At 46.1% G+C, this 15,984-nt stretch carries 15 protein-coding genes and 1 tRNA gene; 8 read left to right on the top strand and 8 right to left on the bottom strand.

The genetic code is table 11. The features are described 5' to 3' along the window. Nucleotides 1-15: 15 nt before the first annotated feature. From ACEW9I_RS06940 to ACEW9I_RS06920, 5 genes are all read right to left on the bottom strand, one after another. A complete protein-coding gene (locus ACEW9I_RS06940; RefSeq protein WP_373539623.1) occupies nucleotides 16-1,260 on the bottom strand; it encodes a gamma-glutamyl-phosphate reductase in 1,245 nt (414 codons plus the stop codon). Between the two features lie 12 nt (nucleotides 1,261-1,272). After that, nucleotides 1,273-1,713, bottom strand: coding sequence for a hypothetical protein (locus tag ACEW9I_RS06935; RefSeq protein ID WP_373539622.1), 441 nt, complete (start codon nucleotides 1,711-1,713; stop codon nucleotides 1,273-1,275). Nucleotides 1,714-1,955: 242 nt separating this feature from the next. Then, nucleotides 1,956-2,027: transfer RNA gene (locus ACEW9I_RS06930), tRNA-Gly, on the bottom strand. A gap of 146 nt (nucleotides 2,028-2,173) precedes the next feature. Then, on the bottom strand, nucleotides 2,174-4,516 hold the full coding sequence (gene pcrA, locus ACEW9I_RS06925) for a DNA helicase PcrA (protein ID WP_373539621.1): 2,343 nt from the start codon (nucleotides 4,514-4,516) through the stop codon (nucleotides 2,174-2,176). A gap of 211 nt (nucleotides 4,517-4,727) precedes the next feature. Continuing rightward, nucleotides 4,728-5,369 (bottom strand): DUF938 domain-containing protein, encoded by a 642-nt coding sequence (locus tag ACEW9I_RS06920; RefSeq protein ID WP_373539620.1) that lies wholly within the window; start codon nucleotides 5,367-5,369, stop codon nucleotides 4,728-4,730. 221 nt (nucleotides 5,370-5,590) lie between these two features. Between ACEW9I_RS06920 and sir the strand changes: the two genes are divergently transcribed. The 3 genes from sir (at nucleotide 5,591) to ACEW9I_RS06905 (ending at nucleotide 8,087) form a co-directional block, all read left to right on the top strand. Beyond that, nucleotides 5,591-7,336, top strand: a complete 1,746-nt coding sequence (sir, locus tag ACEW9I_RS06915; RefSeq protein WP_373539619.1) for a sulfite reductase, ferredoxin dependent — start codon at nucleotides 5,591-5,593, stop codon at nucleotides 7,334-7,336. A 169-nt stretch (nucleotides 7,337-7,505) separates the two neighbouring features. Beyond that, entirely contained in the window at nucleotides 7,506-7,784 is a 279-nt protein-coding gene (locus ACEW9I_RS06910; protein ID WP_373539618.1) for a type II toxin-antitoxin system ParD family antitoxin, read from the top strand. 3 nt (nucleotides 7,785-7,787) lie between these two features. Then, nucleotides 7,788-8,087, top strand: a complete 300-nt coding sequence (locus ACEW9I_RS06905; RefSeq protein WP_373539617.1) for a type II toxin-antitoxin system RelE/ParE family toxin — start codon at nucleotides 7,788-7,790, stop codon at nucleotides 8,085-8,087. A 53-nt stretch (nucleotides 8,088-8,140) separates the two neighbouring features. On the opposite strand, the gene ACEW9I_RS06900 is transcribed toward ACEW9I_RS06905, so the two are convergent. Both ACEW9I_RS06900 and ACEW9I_RS06895 read right to left on the bottom strand, forming a co-directional pair. Continuing rightward, nucleotides 8,141-8,575 carry a hypothetical protein gene (locus ACEW9I_RS06900; RefSeq protein ID WP_373539616.1) on the bottom strand — a complete coding sequence of 145 codons (435 nt, stop codon included), beginning with the start codon at nucleotides 8,573-8,575 and terminating at the stop codon, nucleotides 8,141-8,143. Further along, nucleotides 8,572-8,805, bottom strand: a complete 234-nt coding sequence (locus ACEW9I_RS06895) for an addiction module protein (protein ID WP_373539615.1) — start codon at nucleotides 8,803-8,805, stop codon at nucleotides 8,572-8,574. Before ACEW9I_RS06895 ends, ACEW9I_RS06900 begins: the two co-directional genes overlap by 4 nt. 260 nt (nucleotides 8,806-9,065) lie before the next feature. On the opposite strand from ACEW9I_RS06895, the gene ACEW9I_RS06890 reads away from it, so the two are divergent. The 3 genes from ACEW9I_RS06890 (at nucleotide 9,066) to ACEW9I_RS06880 (ending at nucleotide 12,258) form a co-directional block, all read left to right on the top strand. Continuing rightward, entirely contained in the window at nucleotides 9,066-10,307 is a 1,242-nt protein-coding gene (locus ACEW9I_RS06890; RefSeq protein ID WP_373539614.1) for an ABC transporter substrate-binding protein, read from the top strand. An 80-nt stretch (nucleotides 10,308-10,387) separates the two neighbouring features. After that, nucleotides 10,388-11,326, top strand: a complete 939-nt coding sequence (locus tag ACEW9I_RS06885; RefSeq protein WP_373539613.1) for a branched-chain amino acid ABC transporter permease — start codon at nucleotides 10,388-10,390, stop codon at nucleotides 11,324-11,326. Beyond that, complete coding sequence (locus ACEW9I_RS06880) at nucleotides 11,323-12,258, top strand: branched-chain amino acid ABC transporter permease (RefSeq protein ID WP_373539612.1); 936 nt, start codon at nucleotides 11,323-11,325, stop codon at nucleotides 12,256-12,258. The genes ACEW9I_RS06885 and ACEW9I_RS06880 overlap by 4 nt, the downstream gene beginning before the upstream one ends. A gap of 82 nt (nucleotides 12,259-12,340) precedes the next feature. On the opposite strand, the gene bioA is transcribed toward ACEW9I_RS06880, so the two are convergent. Beyond that, the gene (bioA, locus tag ACEW9I_RS06875) at nucleotides 12,341-13,624 is read right to left on the bottom strand and encodes an adenosylmethionine--8-amino-7-oxononanoate transaminase (protein ID WP_373539611.1); all 1,284 of its coding nucleotides are present in this window, start codon (nucleotides 13,622-13,624) and stop codon (nucleotides 12,341-12,343) included. A 209-nt stretch (nucleotides 13,625-13,833) separates the two neighbouring features. Between bioA and ACEW9I_RS06870 the strand changes: the two genes are divergently transcribed. Further along, on the top strand, nucleotides 13,834-14,619 hold the full coding sequence (locus tag ACEW9I_RS06870; RefSeq protein WP_373539610.1) for an ABC transporter ATP-binding protein: 786 nt from the start codon (nucleotides 13,834-13,836) through the stop codon (nucleotides 14,617-14,619). A 158-nt stretch (nucleotides 14,620-14,777) separates the two neighbouring features. Then, entirely contained in the window at nucleotides 14,778-15,509 is a 732-nt protein-coding gene (locus tag ACEW9I_RS06865; RefSeq protein ID WP_373539609.1) for an ABC transporter ATP-binding protein, read from the top strand. Nucleotides 15,510-15,984 lie beyond the last annotated feature (475 nt).

The raw sequence follows: 15,984 nt of genomic DNA, 5'->3' as shown, positions 1-15,984 counted from the left end.
GTGCTACAATCAAAATTAGCCCATTGTTACCTGCTGCGTCGCGATTAAGGCGGCTAGTCCGATCGCGCCGCGCTGGGAGCCATGATAATTAGACATTCCCAGCCAAATCCTGTCGCTACCCCGTTGATGGCGGTAAAAGCGCGGTGAAGCATTGATATAGACGCAAGCACTATTAACTCCAGCGACAAATTGCTGGGTTTCGAGATAAGAATCAGTAATAATCCCATCAGCATGTCCGCTACTGTGACGATCGATCGTGGCGATTGCTTCATCGACGCTTTTGACCGATTTGAAGGCGATAGTTTTGCGTAAATATGGTTGAGACCATTCGGCGTCTTCAGCGAGTTGCAGATACTCGCCATAGCTCGTGACCAACTCGCGATCGCCACGCAGTTGAAACCCTTTATCTTTTAAGCTTTTCCAGAGTGTAGTGAGCGAAGTCGAAGATCGATCGGTATGGACCAAGACTTTCTCGATCGCATTGACAGCATCTGGTTCACCCACATGACTGTCACAGAGCGCGTAGCGGACTAGATCCAAGTTTCCGTTTGCGCCCCAGTATAAATAACAATTGCCGATCGCTGCTGGCAAAATCGATACTGTTGCTTGTTGAGTAACTTGATGGATCAGGCTCGGTCGTCCATAGCAAACTGCCAAATTTACCTGCTGAGTGTGGGTCAATAGCTCGTACAACAGGCTGGGATTAGAGTCAATTAGTTGGATAGCATCGATCGGGAAACGAGCGCGCTCTAAGCCGCTTCTCAACGCGATCGAGATTGCCAGATTGGTATGTTGTGCCTCGATTCCCCCACGGAGGATGATGCTATTACCTGTTTTGAGACTCATCCCAGCGGCGATTGCCCCCAACTCTGGTAAAGCTTCATAGATGAAAGCGACCGTACCCAGCGGTTTTACCTGGCTGTAGCTATGCCGATCTCCCGATGGTGAGCCGAGGTCGGTACTTCCATACATTGACGACAGTTCGCCCAGGCGATGCAACAAGTCTATGTACCTTTGCAGCCGCTCGGGAGTCAGTTTCAACCAATCCAATAATAAATCGGAGATCCCTGATTCGCGGCTAGCTTCCAGATCGAGTGTATTGGCTTCGAGAATATCGTGAAAGGCACCACGCAGGGCTGTAGCCATCGAGCCGATTGCCTGTTCTCGTTGCTTGCTACTAGTGAGCGCGATCTGTCGTCCAGCTTGAACGGACTGATGCAATACGCTAGCTAGACTGAGGTTAGCACTTGCATTTTCCATAAAGTCGGGGTGTTAATCTTGGTCGAATAACCAGAACGTAATGACGGTGATGACCACAATAGCTATTGCCATTGATAGTACAAGATTTGAGATCGGATTAGTTAGGGTTATTCTACAATAAAGTTGATAACCGATCCAGAGTATCCCGATCGCACTTAGACATTGTAGCCACTGCCACCGCGCTGGTGAGCCGAGGTATGCCCATACAGTGCTTTTTGGCAAAGATCTCAGCACCCGAAAGCGGTTCCCATCCCAATAATAACGCCGCTTGTAGGGATAAGTAGCTGCTAGTTCCTCGATCGCCAAGCCGTCTTCTTGCAACACAAACAGCCGATGGCAGCGATTGCACCCAAACGCCTCAGTCAAGACGATCTCTTGCAATTTGCCGTGCAGATGGCAGGGACAGGGATACTCTTGGTTTAGATTGATTTTCTGCTGGTGGTGGGGTGACACAGGCGGTAAGCAGAGGAGAAAGGACGGGGAGATCGGGAAATTGATAATAGCCGCATCCTAGATCTCGATTTGATACTTCGGAACATTGTGGTGTCAAGCGTCAAGATTGACGATTGTTTTATCTTAACGTGTCTCAATTTAAGACAGCGGTCTTGCTAAAATCAGCAATGCCTTTACCAGATCTTACAAAAAAGTCTCCCAAGTTGAGGAGACTTTTGTGCTTTATTTACATATATCTAACAAGCGGGAGACGCGATTCGAACGCGCGACATCAACCTTGGCAAGGTTGCGCTCTACCACTGAGCTACACCCGCATCTGGTGTTTTTAACCACGTCTCTTATACTCGCATGAGTTTCATGATTTGTCAACATCCAGATCGTCGCCAATTGGGAGCTACCTGTTTAGCCAAGACTTTTGAGTCGATTGCCATCCTCCCCAGATCCACTCACTGAGACTGGTTTAGTCGATTTTCTGCAAACCGTCAATTTTAGGATCGATGATTTTTTGACCGAGATTTGGAAACTTAATGGCGATCGACTGCTTATTGCCAGTGCCAAATACATGGGAAATCTGACCGACTCCAAAATTGCGGTGAATCACGCGATCGCCGACGCGCCACCCTGTTGTTTGACTAGTGGAATTACCGACGGTCTTAGGGTCTTTTTGCTGGGTTTTGGCGGTAGTTTTCGCTATGGCTACACCACGCAAATTACTATTGAGTAGTTCGGGTGGTAATTCGCCGATAAATTGCGATCGAATGGCGGGTTCTCTGGAGCCATATAAGCGACGTTCTCGCGCGTGGGATAGATACAACATTTCTTGTGCGCGAGTGATGCCGACATAGCATAGTCGTCGCTCTTCTTCGACAGCTAGCGGATCGTTGAGCGAGCGAAAACTAGGGAATAATCCCGCTTCTAGTCCGACGAGGAAGACAATCGGAAATTCTAGTCCTTTGGATGCATGGAGTGTCATCAGCGAGACAGCTTCCTTACCTTCCTGGAGATTATCTAAATCGGAACTCAGCGCAGCACTACTGAGATATGCTTCGAGTGTGGGTGTCTCATTTTCTTCCTGAAATTGGAGCGTCGCGTTGACTAATTCTTGGATATTTTGAATCCGTTCGAGGGCTTCATCTGTCCCTTGCGTTTGGAGTTCGTGAACGTAACCAGTATCTTCAATAATGCCAGTGACAATATCGACAACCGGACGAGTTGCGGCTTCGTTACGCCATTTATTGATAATCTGTGCAAAAGTCAGTACGCCTTTTGACGATCGACCTGCTACTGTTTTAACCGAAGTATCATCATTCAGGATTTCCCACAGGGGTACGCCTAATTGATGCGCGGCATTTTGGAGATTATCGATCGTGGTTTGTCCGACTCCTCTTCTGGGTGTATTGATCGTGCGTAGCAAACTAACTGTGTCGCTAGGATTGGCGATCGCTCGTAGATATGCAATCATATCTTTGACTTCACGGCGATCGTAAAACTTCAGCCCACCCACGATTGTATATGGAACTTGCGCGCGGACAAATGCATCCTCGATCGGTCGGGATTGAGCATTGGTCCGGTATAGTGCCGCAAAGTTACCATAGTTCAGTTCGGGATTCTCGCGCAATAGTTTCCGAATCTGACTGACGACAAACTCGGCTTCATCTATTTCATTATCGGCTTTATATAAAAAGATTGGTTCGCCCTCACCACGCGTAGCGATTAGAACTTTATCGATCCGTTGAGTGTTGTGTTGAATGAGGTGATTGGCGGCTGCTAAAATATTCTCACGCGATCGATAATTTTCTTCCAGTTTGACCATTGTTTCGGTGACATCATCGGCTTTACTATCACCGAAGTCGTCTTGAAAATTCATCAAAATCGTGAAATCTGCCGCACGGAAGGAGTAAATAGATTGATCGGCATCGCCGACGACAAAGATCGATCGATGTTCCCAGGCATCGAAAGTTTTACTATCAACACCATTGGTAACCAAGAGTTGAATCAGATCGTACTGCGTTCGATTGGTATCTTGATATTCATCGACTAATATATGTCTGAATTTTCGATGCCAATAATCCAAGACTTGAGCATTTTGACGAAATAAATGAACGGGAACTAATAACAGATCGTCAAAATCGAGGGCATTATTTGCACAGAGCGCATCTTGATAATGCTTATACACATCTGCAATCACCCGCCCTCGATAATCATTTTGCTCTTTACTATACTCATCAGGCGATAAACCCTGATTCTTGGCTGTACTAATCGCATAGCGCACAGAGCGCGGCTCAAACTTCTTATCATCTAAATCTAACTGTTTGATAACGATTTGCTTAACTAGTCCTTGACAGTCAGCATCGTCAAAGATCGAAAAACTTTTATTCCAAGTTCGCCCCTTCTCATCTTGATATTTCTCGATATCATATCGGAGAACCTTACTAAACAAACCATGAAATGTCCCAATCCAGAGATCTTTAATAATTGTCTTGTAAACATGCGATCGCATCTGAGTTTGCTGATACTCATCCAATGCGCCCCACGCTTTGCCAAATTTTAATTCTGCCTGTTGTTGGGCGAATAAGATCTCGATTCGCGATCGCATTTCTTTGGCAGCTTTATTGGTAAACGTAACTGCTAAAATGTGCGAGGGATCGACGTGATGGGTGCGAATGAGATTGGCAATGCGGTAGGTAAGGGCGCGAGTTTTGCCACTACCCGCACCCGCAACTACTAATAAGGCTCCGCAATAGTGCTCGACGGAACGCCGTTGGGAAGGGTTGAGATGTGCGAGAAAGTCAGTATTAGCCATTGAGGGAGATGTGATGGGATTTCTGGATGCGGAGATCTACCCACCCCGCCCTTTGGGCACCCCTGTCTTGTCGGTTTTTTTATTCTGGGGAAACCCCAGAATAAAACCGCCGCTCCTGGGAGGGGATTTTTCATACTAGATTTTGAATAATAGATTTAGTTGTAGTTGTAGGGTGGGCAATGCCCACCAGCTGGGTTTCGGGCAATTATCATCAGATTGATGCTGATGCACTCTCAACCAATTTAAAGACAACCGAAAGATTATTTGCTGGCATCGGGTAAACTTTTTGAAGCTCTAAATTATGGCTGTGGGCGACACTAATTATTTCTTCCAAATCTCGAATCCCCCATTCTGGATTTTGGCTCTGAAGGCTGGCATCAAAGGCAGCATTGCTAGAAGCTGTATGAACTCCACCTTGCTTGAAGGGGCCATATAAATACAAGATACCATCGATCGGCAGAACGCGTTTCGCGCCAGCAAATAGCCCTAGACAAGCTGATTTTGGCGCAATATGAATCATGTTAATGTTCACGATCGCCGTGATTGGTTCTTTTAATTCTACCAACCATTGCGAACTACGAGCATCGAGATCGATCGGGGAATACATATTATCGCATGGCGCGGACTGTTGCCAAGCTCTGATACTCGCTCTGGCTTCTGGATTGGGATCTGAGGGTAACCAATAGCGCGGCGCGAGCTGGGGAGCCATAAAAACCGCATGTTCGCCAGTCCCGCTGGAAATTTCCAGAATCGTACCTGTCGGTGGTAATACTTGCCGCAAAACTGCGAGAATCGGTTCGCGATTGCGTTCGGTTGCGGGTGCGTACCGCCGGAGATCTGGGGTGTCTGACATCGATCCTGAACTGCTGAGATTTGATTACCTCAGTATAAGCTAGCCTGCGAGTGTTAAAATCCGATCGCTTACGGTACGCCGTGCGTTCGCACGGCGGCTAAAATAAGAGATCTCCGCTTTGAACCACTTCGATGCAAACGTTAGAATAAGTAGACTATAGATCTTAATTATTAGGATTACTATAAGCTAGATCTTCGCCTGTAAGTATCCTTAAACTCAGTATGGTTAACACTTCCGCCCCCAAAAAGCTCGCCAAAGTAGAACATTTAAAGACCGATAGTAACTATCTGCGGGAACCTGTTGCCAGCGAGCTACTCCTCGATACAAATTATTTCACCGAAGACGCGATTCAGATCCTCAAGTTTCACGGTTCCTATCAGCAGGATAATCGCGACAATCGCGTCAAAGGTGCCGAAAAAGATTATCAGATGATGCTCCGCACCCGCAATCCGGGCGGATTTATCCCACCCCAATTGTATCTGGCACTCGATCGATTGGCGAGTGACTATGGGAACGAAACCATTCGCGCTACTACCCGTCAGGGTTTCCAGATGCACGGCATCCTCAAGCACAACCTCAAGCCAGCGATTGCCGCGATCGTCCAGAACATGGGTTCTACCCTCGGTGCTTGTGGTGACTTGAACCGCAACGTGATGGCACCCCCAGCACCCTTCAAAAACAAGCCTGAATACGTCTACGCTTTGCAATATGCCGATCGGATCGCGGATCTGCTCACGCCCCAGTCAGGTGCGTATTATGAAGTGTGGTTGGATGGAGAAAAAGTCATCAGTGGCGAACCTGCACCGGAAGTAAAAGCGGCATTAGCACGCGACACCAACCATACAATTTTCCCTGGAGATTTAGAACCGCTGTACGGTATGCAATACATGCCCCGCAAATTTAAAATTGCGGTGACAGTTCCAGGCGACAACTCGATCGATATTTTCTCCCAAGATTTAGGATTAGTAGTTATAACTAATGCTAAAGGACAATTATTAGGTTTCAATGTTTATGCTGGCGGCGGACTAGGACGTACCCATAATAAAGAAGAAACATTTGCCCGCATTGCCGATCCGATCGGATATGTAACTAAAGCAAATATCTACGACTTAGTTAAAGCGATCGTGTCCACTCAGCGCGATTATGGCGATCGTACCAATCGCCGCCACGCCCGAATGAAATATCTGATTCACGATTGGGGCGTGGCTAAATTTAAAGCCAAAGTAGAAGAATATTATGGCAAAAAAATTCAACCCCTCAAGCAACTTCCAGCCTTTAAATATCTGGATTTCTTAGGTTGGCACGAACAAGGCGATGGTAAAGTATTTTTAGGTATTTCTGTTGTCAATGGACGGATTAAAGACGAAGGCGATTTCAAACTCCGCACAGCGTTGAGAGAAATCGTGCAGACGTATCAAATCCCGATGCGCGTCACGCCCCATCAAAACGTGTTGATCTACGATATCGATCCAGCCGATAAAGCAAAAATCGACAAAATCCTGCTCGATAATGGGATCGAACCAGATCCCCTCAAAATTGATACCCTTGTCCGCTACTCGATGGCTTGCCCGGCCCTGCCTACCTGCGGTTTAGCAGTCACCGAATCCGAGCGGATCGCCCCTAGCGTCAACGAGCGTTTCCGCGCTCTCCTGGACAAATTAGGCTTACCTGACGAGCAATTCGTCATCCGCATGACTGGCTGCCCGAACGGTTGCGCCCGTCCCTACATGGCGGAAGTCGGCTTCGTTGGTAGTTTCCCCGAAAGTTATCAAGTGTGGCTAGCTGGCTGTCCCGCTCAGACTCGTCTGGCGCAGGTGTATGTAGACAGAATGCACATCAACGATTTGGAGACTTTCTTTACGCCGATTTTGAACTATTTTAAGATCGATCGTAAGCCTGATGAAGGTTTCGGCGATTTCTGTAACCGTGTTGGATTAGAATCAATTCGCGAGGTTTGTAAGCATTAAGGATTACCGATTTGCGATTATATATAATCAAATGATAGGGGCAATTCATGAATTGCCCCTATCGTTTGATTAGGTTTGGTACCTTCTCACAACGAATAAAGCCACAAGTAATGGCAATGATTGACAATGATTGCCATAATTAAGGTATAGATATCAATAAGGCTATCCCATGACAATCAACGTTAGCTTGACCCCCCAACTCGAAGAAATGGTGCGGCAGAAAGTATCAGGGGGACTTTATAATAGTGTGAGTGAGGTTGTCCGCGAAGCTTTACGGCTGATGGATGCACAAGACCGTTTGCAAGCAGTTAAACTGGAGCAGCTTCGGCAAGACATTCAGAACGGTATAGAGAGCGGCGATCCGACTCCTTGGAATGCAGAAGAGATTAAACAAGCAGGTCGCCAGCGGAGATCCACTCGTAACGGTGACAAGGTTACAGGTGCCTAGAGAATGGCTAAAATCATTAAACTCTCCCGTGCCACAGATGACCTTGCCGAAATTTGGGATTACATCGCCGATGACAGTGAGGCACAAGCCGATCTGTTCATTGACACGATCGATCGAAAACTTCAACTTTTAGCAGAGCAGCCTAATCTTGGACGATCGCGTGGTGAATTGGCAGAAAATATGAGAAGTTTTCCAATTGGTCGTTATGTGATTTTCTATGTCGTCATGCCGTCCTGTATTCAGGTTGTCCGTGTTCTTCACGGTGCGCGCGATTTAGCCCCGATCTTTGAGGCCGATGATTAATTTATCATTTTAAGTCAATGAATCTCGACTTAATAATTCAACCGAAAATACAATTACTGCCAACCTGCTTGCATTGCTGAAATCTCATACTCATAATCATACGAGATAGATGGTCTCACATAAAACGCTAATTGCAACCCAATTTCTCCTGCTACCGTCACAAGCAGTGGAGAGAAAGATAGACATACAGAAGAAACCCCTGAGCTGATATGTATTTCTGGACTAATACCCAAGATGACAGCTTCTACATTTTCCCACTTCACTACTGCTTCTAACGCATCTCGATTTTGTCGGATGTATTTAATCGCAATCGTTTCTTGTTCATCAGTATCTAGATTAAATTCGTTGCCAAGATACTTTGAAAAGCCACTACTGGTATGTAGATTCTTTCCTCTATACCAAATAGAACTATAGTCAATACTGAACTGACTTAAATAAAGATCTACATCAAAAAATTCACCAACTGCATGTAATCCAAATCCACTCATATACAAGTTTCACAAATTTTAATCGAAGCTTTAACTTCTGCCCAAGTCATTACCTCGTCAGGATTTGCTTCGTAATCCTCAATCCGTCGATCGAGTTCCTGCTTTTGCGATTCTGTAAGATCGAGATCGACCTGTTCTGCTGCAATACTATCTAAGATGCCTTGTACCAGACGAATTCGATCCTGGATATCTAAGGCAATGATTTGATTTAAAGTGGTTGTGATGTCCATGAAGCTACCCTAAACACCAGAGGCAAGTTGGGCCTCTTAAATATAACAGACAGGACTCTGACCCACAAACCGAACGACACGATCTTAGCAACTCTTGGTAAAGGAATCTGTCTTGACAAAATAGATCGAGCGAGCGAACAGCATTAATACAGTCACTGTTTCATCGAAGTATTAAATTGTCATTCCCCAGCTAGATCGAAAATAACGATCGAGAAGTATGGTATAGATCGATCGACTATCGTGAGTTGGATGGAGTGATTATGACATCAGCCTGGTTTCGTTGGGTGCTATCGTTGGCAAAGCCGCTCCTGTGGAGCATCGGATTCCCTATATTATTAACAGCCTGTGGCACGAGTAGCAATGCGCCTAGTGCTGGGGAAAATACCTCTAGCACTGGTGGTGCAATTCCGATCGGGATTGCGGTCGCTCAGACAAGTAATGTGGCTCTATTGGGGCAAGAGCAGGTTGCTGGAGCTAAATTAGCTGAGAAATATTTTAATGATAAAGGTGGCATTAACGGTACGCCAATCAAGCTGGTATTGCAGGATACAGCGGGTGATGAGCAGGGGGCGATTAATGCTTTTCAAACCTTAATTAATCGCGATAAAGTAGTTGGGATTGTTGGCCCAACTTTGTCCCAGCAAGCCTTTAGTGCCGATCCGATCGCCGATCGAGCAAAAGTACCAGTATTGGGGCCATCGAATACAGCCAAAGGTATCCCAGAGATTGGTGACTTTGTAGGGCGGGTATCGGCTCCAGTCGCGATCGTTGCGCCGAATGCTGTAAAAGCGGCTCTTAAAATTAATCCCCAAATCAAGAAAGTTGCGGTATTTTTTGCTCAAAATGATGCGTTTAGTAAGTCAGAAACTGAAATTTTTCAGCAAACAGTGAAAGAGCAAAAACTAGAACTTGCCACTGTCCAAAAATTTCAGACTACCGACACGGATTTTCAGTCCCAAGTAACAGCCGGAATCAATGCTAAACCCGATCTGGTCATCGTCTCTGGATTAGCCTCAGATGGCGGTAATCTCATTCGCCAACTGCGGGAACTCGGCTATAAAGGGTTAATTATTGGCGGTAACGGATTGAACACTTCTAATCTGTTCCCCGTATGTAGAAAACTGTGCGACGGCATCTTGATTGCCCAAGCTTATAACCCTTCCCAGCCCAACGCTCTAAATAAGGCTTTTAGGGATGCTTATCTGGCGCAGTACCAGAAAGAACCACCTCAATTTAGTGCCCAAGCGTTTACGGGTGTGCAAGTTTTTGTCGATGCGCTCACGGCATTATCGAAAGCGAATCCTACGATAAAAGTTAATGCCCAACCAATTGCCGAGCTACGGGTAAGATTGAATAAACAATTGTTGGCGGGTAAGTATAGTACGCCTCTGGGTGAGATTTCGTTTACGCCAACAGGTGAAATCGTCCAAAAGGACTTCTATGTGGCACAGATTAAGATGGATGCCGATGGTACTAGTGGTAAATTTACATTCCTGAAATAAGTCTATCTATTTCAAGTCCCCGACTTCTGTGAGAAGTCGGGGATCTGTTGTGGCACCTACGGCTGATAGAATATAAAACTATGACGGTATTTCTACAAAATTTATTAGGCGGTTTGTCGATCGGTAGTGTCTACGCTATTTTTGCGCTGGGCTACACCTTGGTTTTTTCAATTCTGGGGATAATTAATTTCGCGCATGGGGCAATTTTCACCCTCGGTGCTTATTTTACCTATGCCCTCATCGGTGGGAAATTCGGCTTCAATGGCTTACTGGCAAACTTTTCGCTGGGTATCCAATTACCTTTCTGGCGCGCCGCAATTTTAGCAGCAATTTTAGCAGGTGGAGTAGCGGTAGCGATCGAACGATTAGCTTACCGTCCCCTGAGACGAAAACAGTCAGATCCACTGCTGATGGTGGTTTCTAGTTTGGGTGTCGCGCTAGTGGTAGTGAATTTAATTCAATATCTGGTTGGAGCCGAAAACTATAGATTTCCAGATGATATCTACGGGAGAATACCGACCGCGATTAATTTTGGGAGTGAGGCAAATCCGATCGCAATTCGGACAGTTCAGATTATTATTTTTGGCATATCAGGTATAATTCTCGCTGGATTGACTTATTTCATCACTGGCACTAAGTATGGTAAGGCGATGCGAGCAGTAGCCGAAGATCCGACTACAGCGAGTCTACTGGGGATCGATACCGAACGGTTTATCATGCTGTCCTTTTTTGTCAGTGGCTTCTTGGCGAGTATTGCGGGTACGCTCGTCGGCTCTAGTTTTGGGATTGCGGGGCCATATTTTGGGATTGGTTTCGGGTTGAAGGGTTTAGCTGTAATTGTGTTAGGTGGATTGGGGAGTATTCCAGGCTCGGTGATTGGTGGCTTATTAATTGGCATGGTAGAATCATTTGTCCCAGATTCGGGGTATAAAGATGCAATGGCTTTTGCAATTTTATTTATCATTCTCTTAGTCCGTCCTCAAGGGATATTGGGACAGAAATTAATCCAAAAAGTATGAATGATTTTTTATCTACCTATGGCTTTCTGATTGTCTCGATGCTATTTGGATCGATGTTGGGGATTTCCCTCTATTTACCACTGATGGCGGGACAATTATCACTGGCAAGTCCTGGTTTTTATGCTGTTGGCGGTTACATTGCGGCGATTTTGTCAACGAAAGTATTCGTGACGACGGGTATGTTTCCGATACCCTTATTGCTGCTAGAAATGGCGATCGCGGGGATTGTTTGCGGGATTTTGGGAATTCTAGTCGGAGTGCCAGCCCTGCGGCTACGGGGCATTTATCTGGCGATCGCGACGATCTCCTTTATCGAAATTCTCCGCATTCTTTCTCTCAATCTCGAAATAACTGGTGGCGCAGTCGGGATTTTTGGGATTCCCCAACCTTTTAATAGCCCGATCGAGTATCTATGGATTGCTTTACCGTTATTGTTATTGAGTATGGCATTTGTCTATCGACTCGAAAATATTCGCGTCGGACGCGCTTTAGTTGCCATTCGAGAAGATGAATTAGCTGCTGATGCGATGGGTATTAATCCCACTTATTATAAGGTTCTAGCATTCACATTAGGAGCGATTCTTGCGGGGGTTGTCGGTGCCGTCAGTGCCCACTTTCTCAACACTTGGAATGCTCGACAAGGTACTTTCGATGCAAGTATTGTCTACTTAACTTTTGTCTTAATTGGCGGTTCGCGCAGCTTTTTGGGCGCGGTACTGGGGGGCATGGTATTTACAGCGATGCCGGAATTGTTGCGGTTTGCAGCGGATATACCTAATTTACCGTTATTTATCGCGCAGTTTCTCAAGGATGGGCGATTAATGATTTTTGGATTATTAATCGTATTGGGTACGATATTTTTCCCTCAAGGTTTAGTACCTGCGGGGTTATTTAAGCGATCGACCGACCGAAAGCCAAAGTCGCTGAAATAATGATATGGCGATCGCTAAAGCTGTTAGGAAATAACAGCGATTTCAACTGTCAACTGTCAACTGTCAACTGTTTAAACTGTGTCTAAATCTGAGCGACTATTTTATAAATAGCACTAGTAATTGCTGTGAGTTCTGATGGTTGAATAATATACGGTGGCATCGTATAGATCAGTCGCCCAAACGGACGCAACCAGACACCCTCTTCTACAAAACGCGGCTGAATCGCTTGCATATCTATGGGAGCGTGCAGCTCTACGACCCCAATTGCGCCCAATACTCGCACATCCTTGACTGCCGCCAAACTCCGGCAAGGTTCCAACTCTGCGGTAAGCTGAGATTCAATCGATCGAATCGTGGATTGCCAATCATAACTTTCTAGCAAGGTTAAATTTGCTAAAGACACTGCACAAGCCAAGGGATTCGCCATAAACGTCGGGCCGTGCATAAATACCCCTGCCTCACCTGCGGCAAAACTCTCACTAATCTCTCGCGTCGTCAGAGTCGCTGCTAGCGAGATCATTCCTCCAGATAAAGCTTTGCCGACGCACAGAATATCGGGACAGATCGAAGCATAGTCGCACGCAAACATTTTGCCAGTTCGACCAAAACCAGTAGCAATCTCATCTAAAATCAGTAAGACATCATATTTTTCACATAATGCCTTGGCTTGTCGCACATATTCTGGATGATAAAAGCGCATCCCCCCAGCATTTTGCACCACTGGCTCAAAAATAGCTGCGGCGATCCGATCGTGATGTGCTGCTAACAACGCCGCAAAACTCTCAATATCCTGCTCTTGCCAATCTCGATCGAAGGTCATCTGCGGTGCGTCAGCGAAATATTGCGGGGTCAAAATGTTGCGAAAAAGATGGTGCATCCCATTCACCGGATCGCATACTGACATGGCTGCAAAGGTGTCCCCATGATAGCCATTGCGAATGGTGAGAAAACCTTGCTTCTGCGGCAAGCCGCGATTGTACCAATATTGCACCGCCATTTTCATCGCGACTTCGACAGCAACTGAGCCAGAGTCACAAAAAAAGACCTGTTGGAGTGGATCTGGCGTCATGGCAATCAATTTCATGGTCAAATCGACTGCTGGCTGGTGGGTTAGACCACCAAACATCATATGCGACATCCGATCGATTTGGGCATGAGCCGCTTGGTTGAGACAGGGATGATTATAGCCATGAATAGCAGTCCACCATGAAGAAATCCCATCAATGAGCGATCGACCATCCATTAACTCAATATATACGCCACGGGCGGATGCTACCGGAAATACTGGTAGCAGATTGGGCATCGCTGCGTATGGATGCCAGACGTGCAGGCGATCTAGATCGAGGAGTTGCTGTAAAGATTGCATGGAAGAGTGTGCGGGTTGGTATTCTCAGATCTTGCATTAAAACATAGTTATCAGTGGATAGTGGATAGTGGATGGTACCGATTGTGACATCGAGCGCGATATTTTTAATTGTAACTGCTCCAGACAGATGACGAAAGTATCAATGATTCAACCCATTTTGGCTTAATATGTAGTAGCTGATTTAGCAGCCCATTTACATCACTCGATCGATGACATCTATTCCCCCCCAGCCTGATGTTGTACTCACCGCCCAAGGACTTACCCGCCGATTTGGGGGTCTGGTGGCGGTAAATGATGTTTCTTTTGCGGTGAAAGAAGGGGAAATATTTGGCTTGATCGGCCCTAATGGTGCGGGTAAAACCACAACATTTAATCTGATGACGGGATTAATTCAGGCATCTAGCGGACAAATGTTGCATGAGGGTATCGATATTTCGCGCTTGCGTCCCTTTCAGATTGCCAAACGGGGGATTGCGCGGACGTTTCAAAATATTCGCCTGTTTGGTAATCTATCAGTATTGGAAAATGTGACGATCGCCCATCACATTCAGACTCACAGCGGGCTATTTCAAGGCATCTTTAATTTACCACCCACACCAGCCGAAGAACGCGATATCCGCGATCGATCTTATCAATTACTAGATTTAGTTGGTTTAGCCGATCTAGCCTCCAGTACGGCGAATAACCTTGCCTACGGCGATCGGCGGCGGCTGGAAATTGCCCGTGCTTTGGCATTGAAACCTCGGATTTTGCTATTGGATGAACCCGCAGCGGGGATGAATCCCAGTGAAAAAGGTCAATTGAGCGATTTTATTCTTCAAATTCAACAGCAATTTGAACTGACGATATTATTAATCGAACACCATGTCCCGCTGGTAATGGGTTTATGCGATCGGATTGCTGTGTTAGATTTTGGTCAATTAATTGCTATCGGTAATCCTGAAGTTGTCCGTAACAATCCAGCGGTGATTGAAGCCTATTTAGGTAGTGAGTAAACAGTTGACAGTTGACAGTTGACAGCGAAGTAATTAGAACGGAGATTTAAACTCCCTTCTAGTCACAATCTGCCTAAAGGCGGGTAGCTCTAAACCCCTACGATTCGGTAGTTAAAGAGTTGATATTGAATGATGTGCTTAATGGGTTAGAAGAAAATATGTTGACTGAATCACAATCTACACTGCCGATTCTAGAGATTAAGGAGCTTAATGTTGATTACGGCGGGATTCAAGCCCTGCAAAATCTCGATCTGATTGTCAACACTGGGGAAGTTGTTACCCTAATTGGCTCCAATGGTGCGGGTAAAAGTACGACCTTGCGGGCTATCTCGCGCATCGTTAAATCTCATAGTGGGCAGATTATTTATAACGGGAGAGAGATTACTCACGATCGTGCTCATGCGATCGTCAAGCTAGGGATTGCCCATAGTCCTGAAGGTAGACGGGTATTAACCAAGCAAACAGTACTAGATAATTTGATGCTAGGAGCCTATTGTCGTGGCGATCGACTGGGCATCAAGTCCGATTTAGAAGTACAATTTCAGCAATTCCCCCGACTAGCAGAACGCCGCAATCAATTAGCCGGAACACTCAGCGGTGGGGAACAGCAAATGCTAGCGATCGCTCGTGCCCTGATGAGTCGCCCCCAACTGCTACTATTAGACGAACCGAGTCTAGGTTTAGCACCCTCGATCGTGCGTGAAATCTTTGGAATTATCAAAAATCTTCGCGAGCGGGGTGTAACAATTTTGCTGGTAGAGCAGAATGCTAATCTCGCTCTCCAGATTGCCGATCGCGGTTATGTGCTGGAATCGGGACAGATTACCCTCTCAGGACATGCGGCGGATCTTTTGGCAGACGAGCGCGTGAGGCAAGCTTACCTGGGCTAGAGCGGTCAATTCAACTAAGTAACGTGAGTTCGGGTTAAGGATATTTGCTTCGATCGAGTCCCGCCACCGATTGAAATCGGGGCTAGCACTGCAAAGTCCGCCTTCGCGAACTAATATCCTAGTCCGCGAAGGCGGACTTTGCATCACAAGCCGAGACTTCCAGTCTCCAGGCTCTTCTTATCCCGAACTGACGTTCAGTAGTAATTAAATATAACCAATAAGAAGCCGACACACAGAACTTACCTGCTGGCATTGAGAACTTCTGATGCCTTCAATCCCAACGCTGGAAACGTCGGTGAAACGATCGTAACATCGCCTACAAATACCAGATCGGTATAAACCTGAGTTCGATGAGGCTAGCCTCATCATCAAATCAATTACCTGACTGTGTTTGAGCCAATCACTACCAATCCTCAAAAACTAAGTGTTTCATAAATTATTATCAATAAGCTCTGCTTGTTGATAATTAGCGGTC

The sequence above is a fragment of the Chamaesiphon sp. genome (assembly GCF_041738855.1).
Lineage (GTDB): Bacteria > Cyanobacteriota > Cyanobacteriia > Cyanobacteriales > Chamaesiphonaceae > Chamaesiphon.
The sequence above is the reverse complement of the archived record's forward strand: the minus strand, read 5'-3'. Positions and strand labels throughout refer to the sequence as shown.

What these genes read in the sequence shown, in the direction of transcription:
- ACEW9I_RS06880 (WP_373539612.1), top strand. Translation starts at nt 11,323, where the DNA reads ATGAATGATTTTTTATCTACCTATGGCTTTCTGATTGTCTCGATGCTA.
- ACEW9I_RS06885 (WP_373539613.1), top strand. Translation starts at nt 10,388, where the DNA reads ATGACGGTATTTCTACAAAATTTATTAGGCGGTTTGTCGATCGGTAGT.
- ACEW9I_RS06865 (WP_373539609.1), top strand. Translation starts at nt 14,778, where the DNA reads ATGTTGACTGAATCACAATCTACACTGCCGATTCTAGAGATTAAGGAG.
- sir (WP_373539619.1), top strand. Translation starts at nt 5,591, where the DNA reads ATGGTTAACACTTCCGCCCCCAAAAAGCTCGCCAAAGTAGAACATTTA.
- ACEW9I_RS06920 (WP_373539620.1), bottom strand. Translation starts at nt 5,369, where the DNA reads ATGTCAGACACCCCAGATCTCCGGCGGTACGCACCCGCAACCGAACGC.
- pcrA (WP_373539621.1), bottom strand. Translation starts at nt 4,516, where the DNA reads ATGGCTAATACTGACTTTCTCGCACATCTCAACCCTTCCCAACGGCGT.
- ACEW9I_RS06940 (WP_373539623.1), bottom strand. Translation starts at nt 1,260, where the DNA reads ATGGAAAATGCAAGTGCTAACCTCAGTCTAGCTAGCGTATTGCATCAG.
- ACEW9I_RS06910 (WP_373539618.1), top strand. Translation starts at nt 7,506, where the DNA reads ATGACAATCAACGTTAGCTTGACCCCCCAACTCGAAGAAATGGTGCGG.
- ACEW9I_RS06895 (WP_373539615.1), bottom strand. Translation starts at nt 8,805, where the DNA reads ATGGACATCACAACCACTTTAAATCAAATCATTGCCTTAGATATCCAG.
- ACEW9I_RS06905 (WP_373539617.1), top strand. Translation starts at nt 7,788, where the DNA reads ATGGCTAAAATCATTAAACTCTCCCGTGCCACAGATGACCTTGCCGAA.
- bioA (WP_373539611.1), bottom strand. Translation starts at nt 13,624, where the DNA reads ATGCAATCTTTACAGCAACTCCTCGATCTAGATCGCCTGCACGTCTGG.
- ACEW9I_RS06900 (WP_373539616.1), bottom strand. Translation starts at nt 8,575, where the DNA reads ATGAGTGGATTTGGATTACATGCAGTTGGTGAATTTTTTGATGTAGAT.
- ACEW9I_RS06870 (WP_373539610.1), top strand. Translation starts at nt 13,834, where the DNA reads ATGACATCTATTCCCCCCCAGCCTGATGTTGTACTCACCGCCCAAGGA.
- ACEW9I_RS06890 (WP_373539614.1), top strand. Translation starts at nt 9,066, where the DNA reads ATGACATCAGCCTGGTTTCGTTGGGTGCTATCGTTGGCAAAGCCGCTC.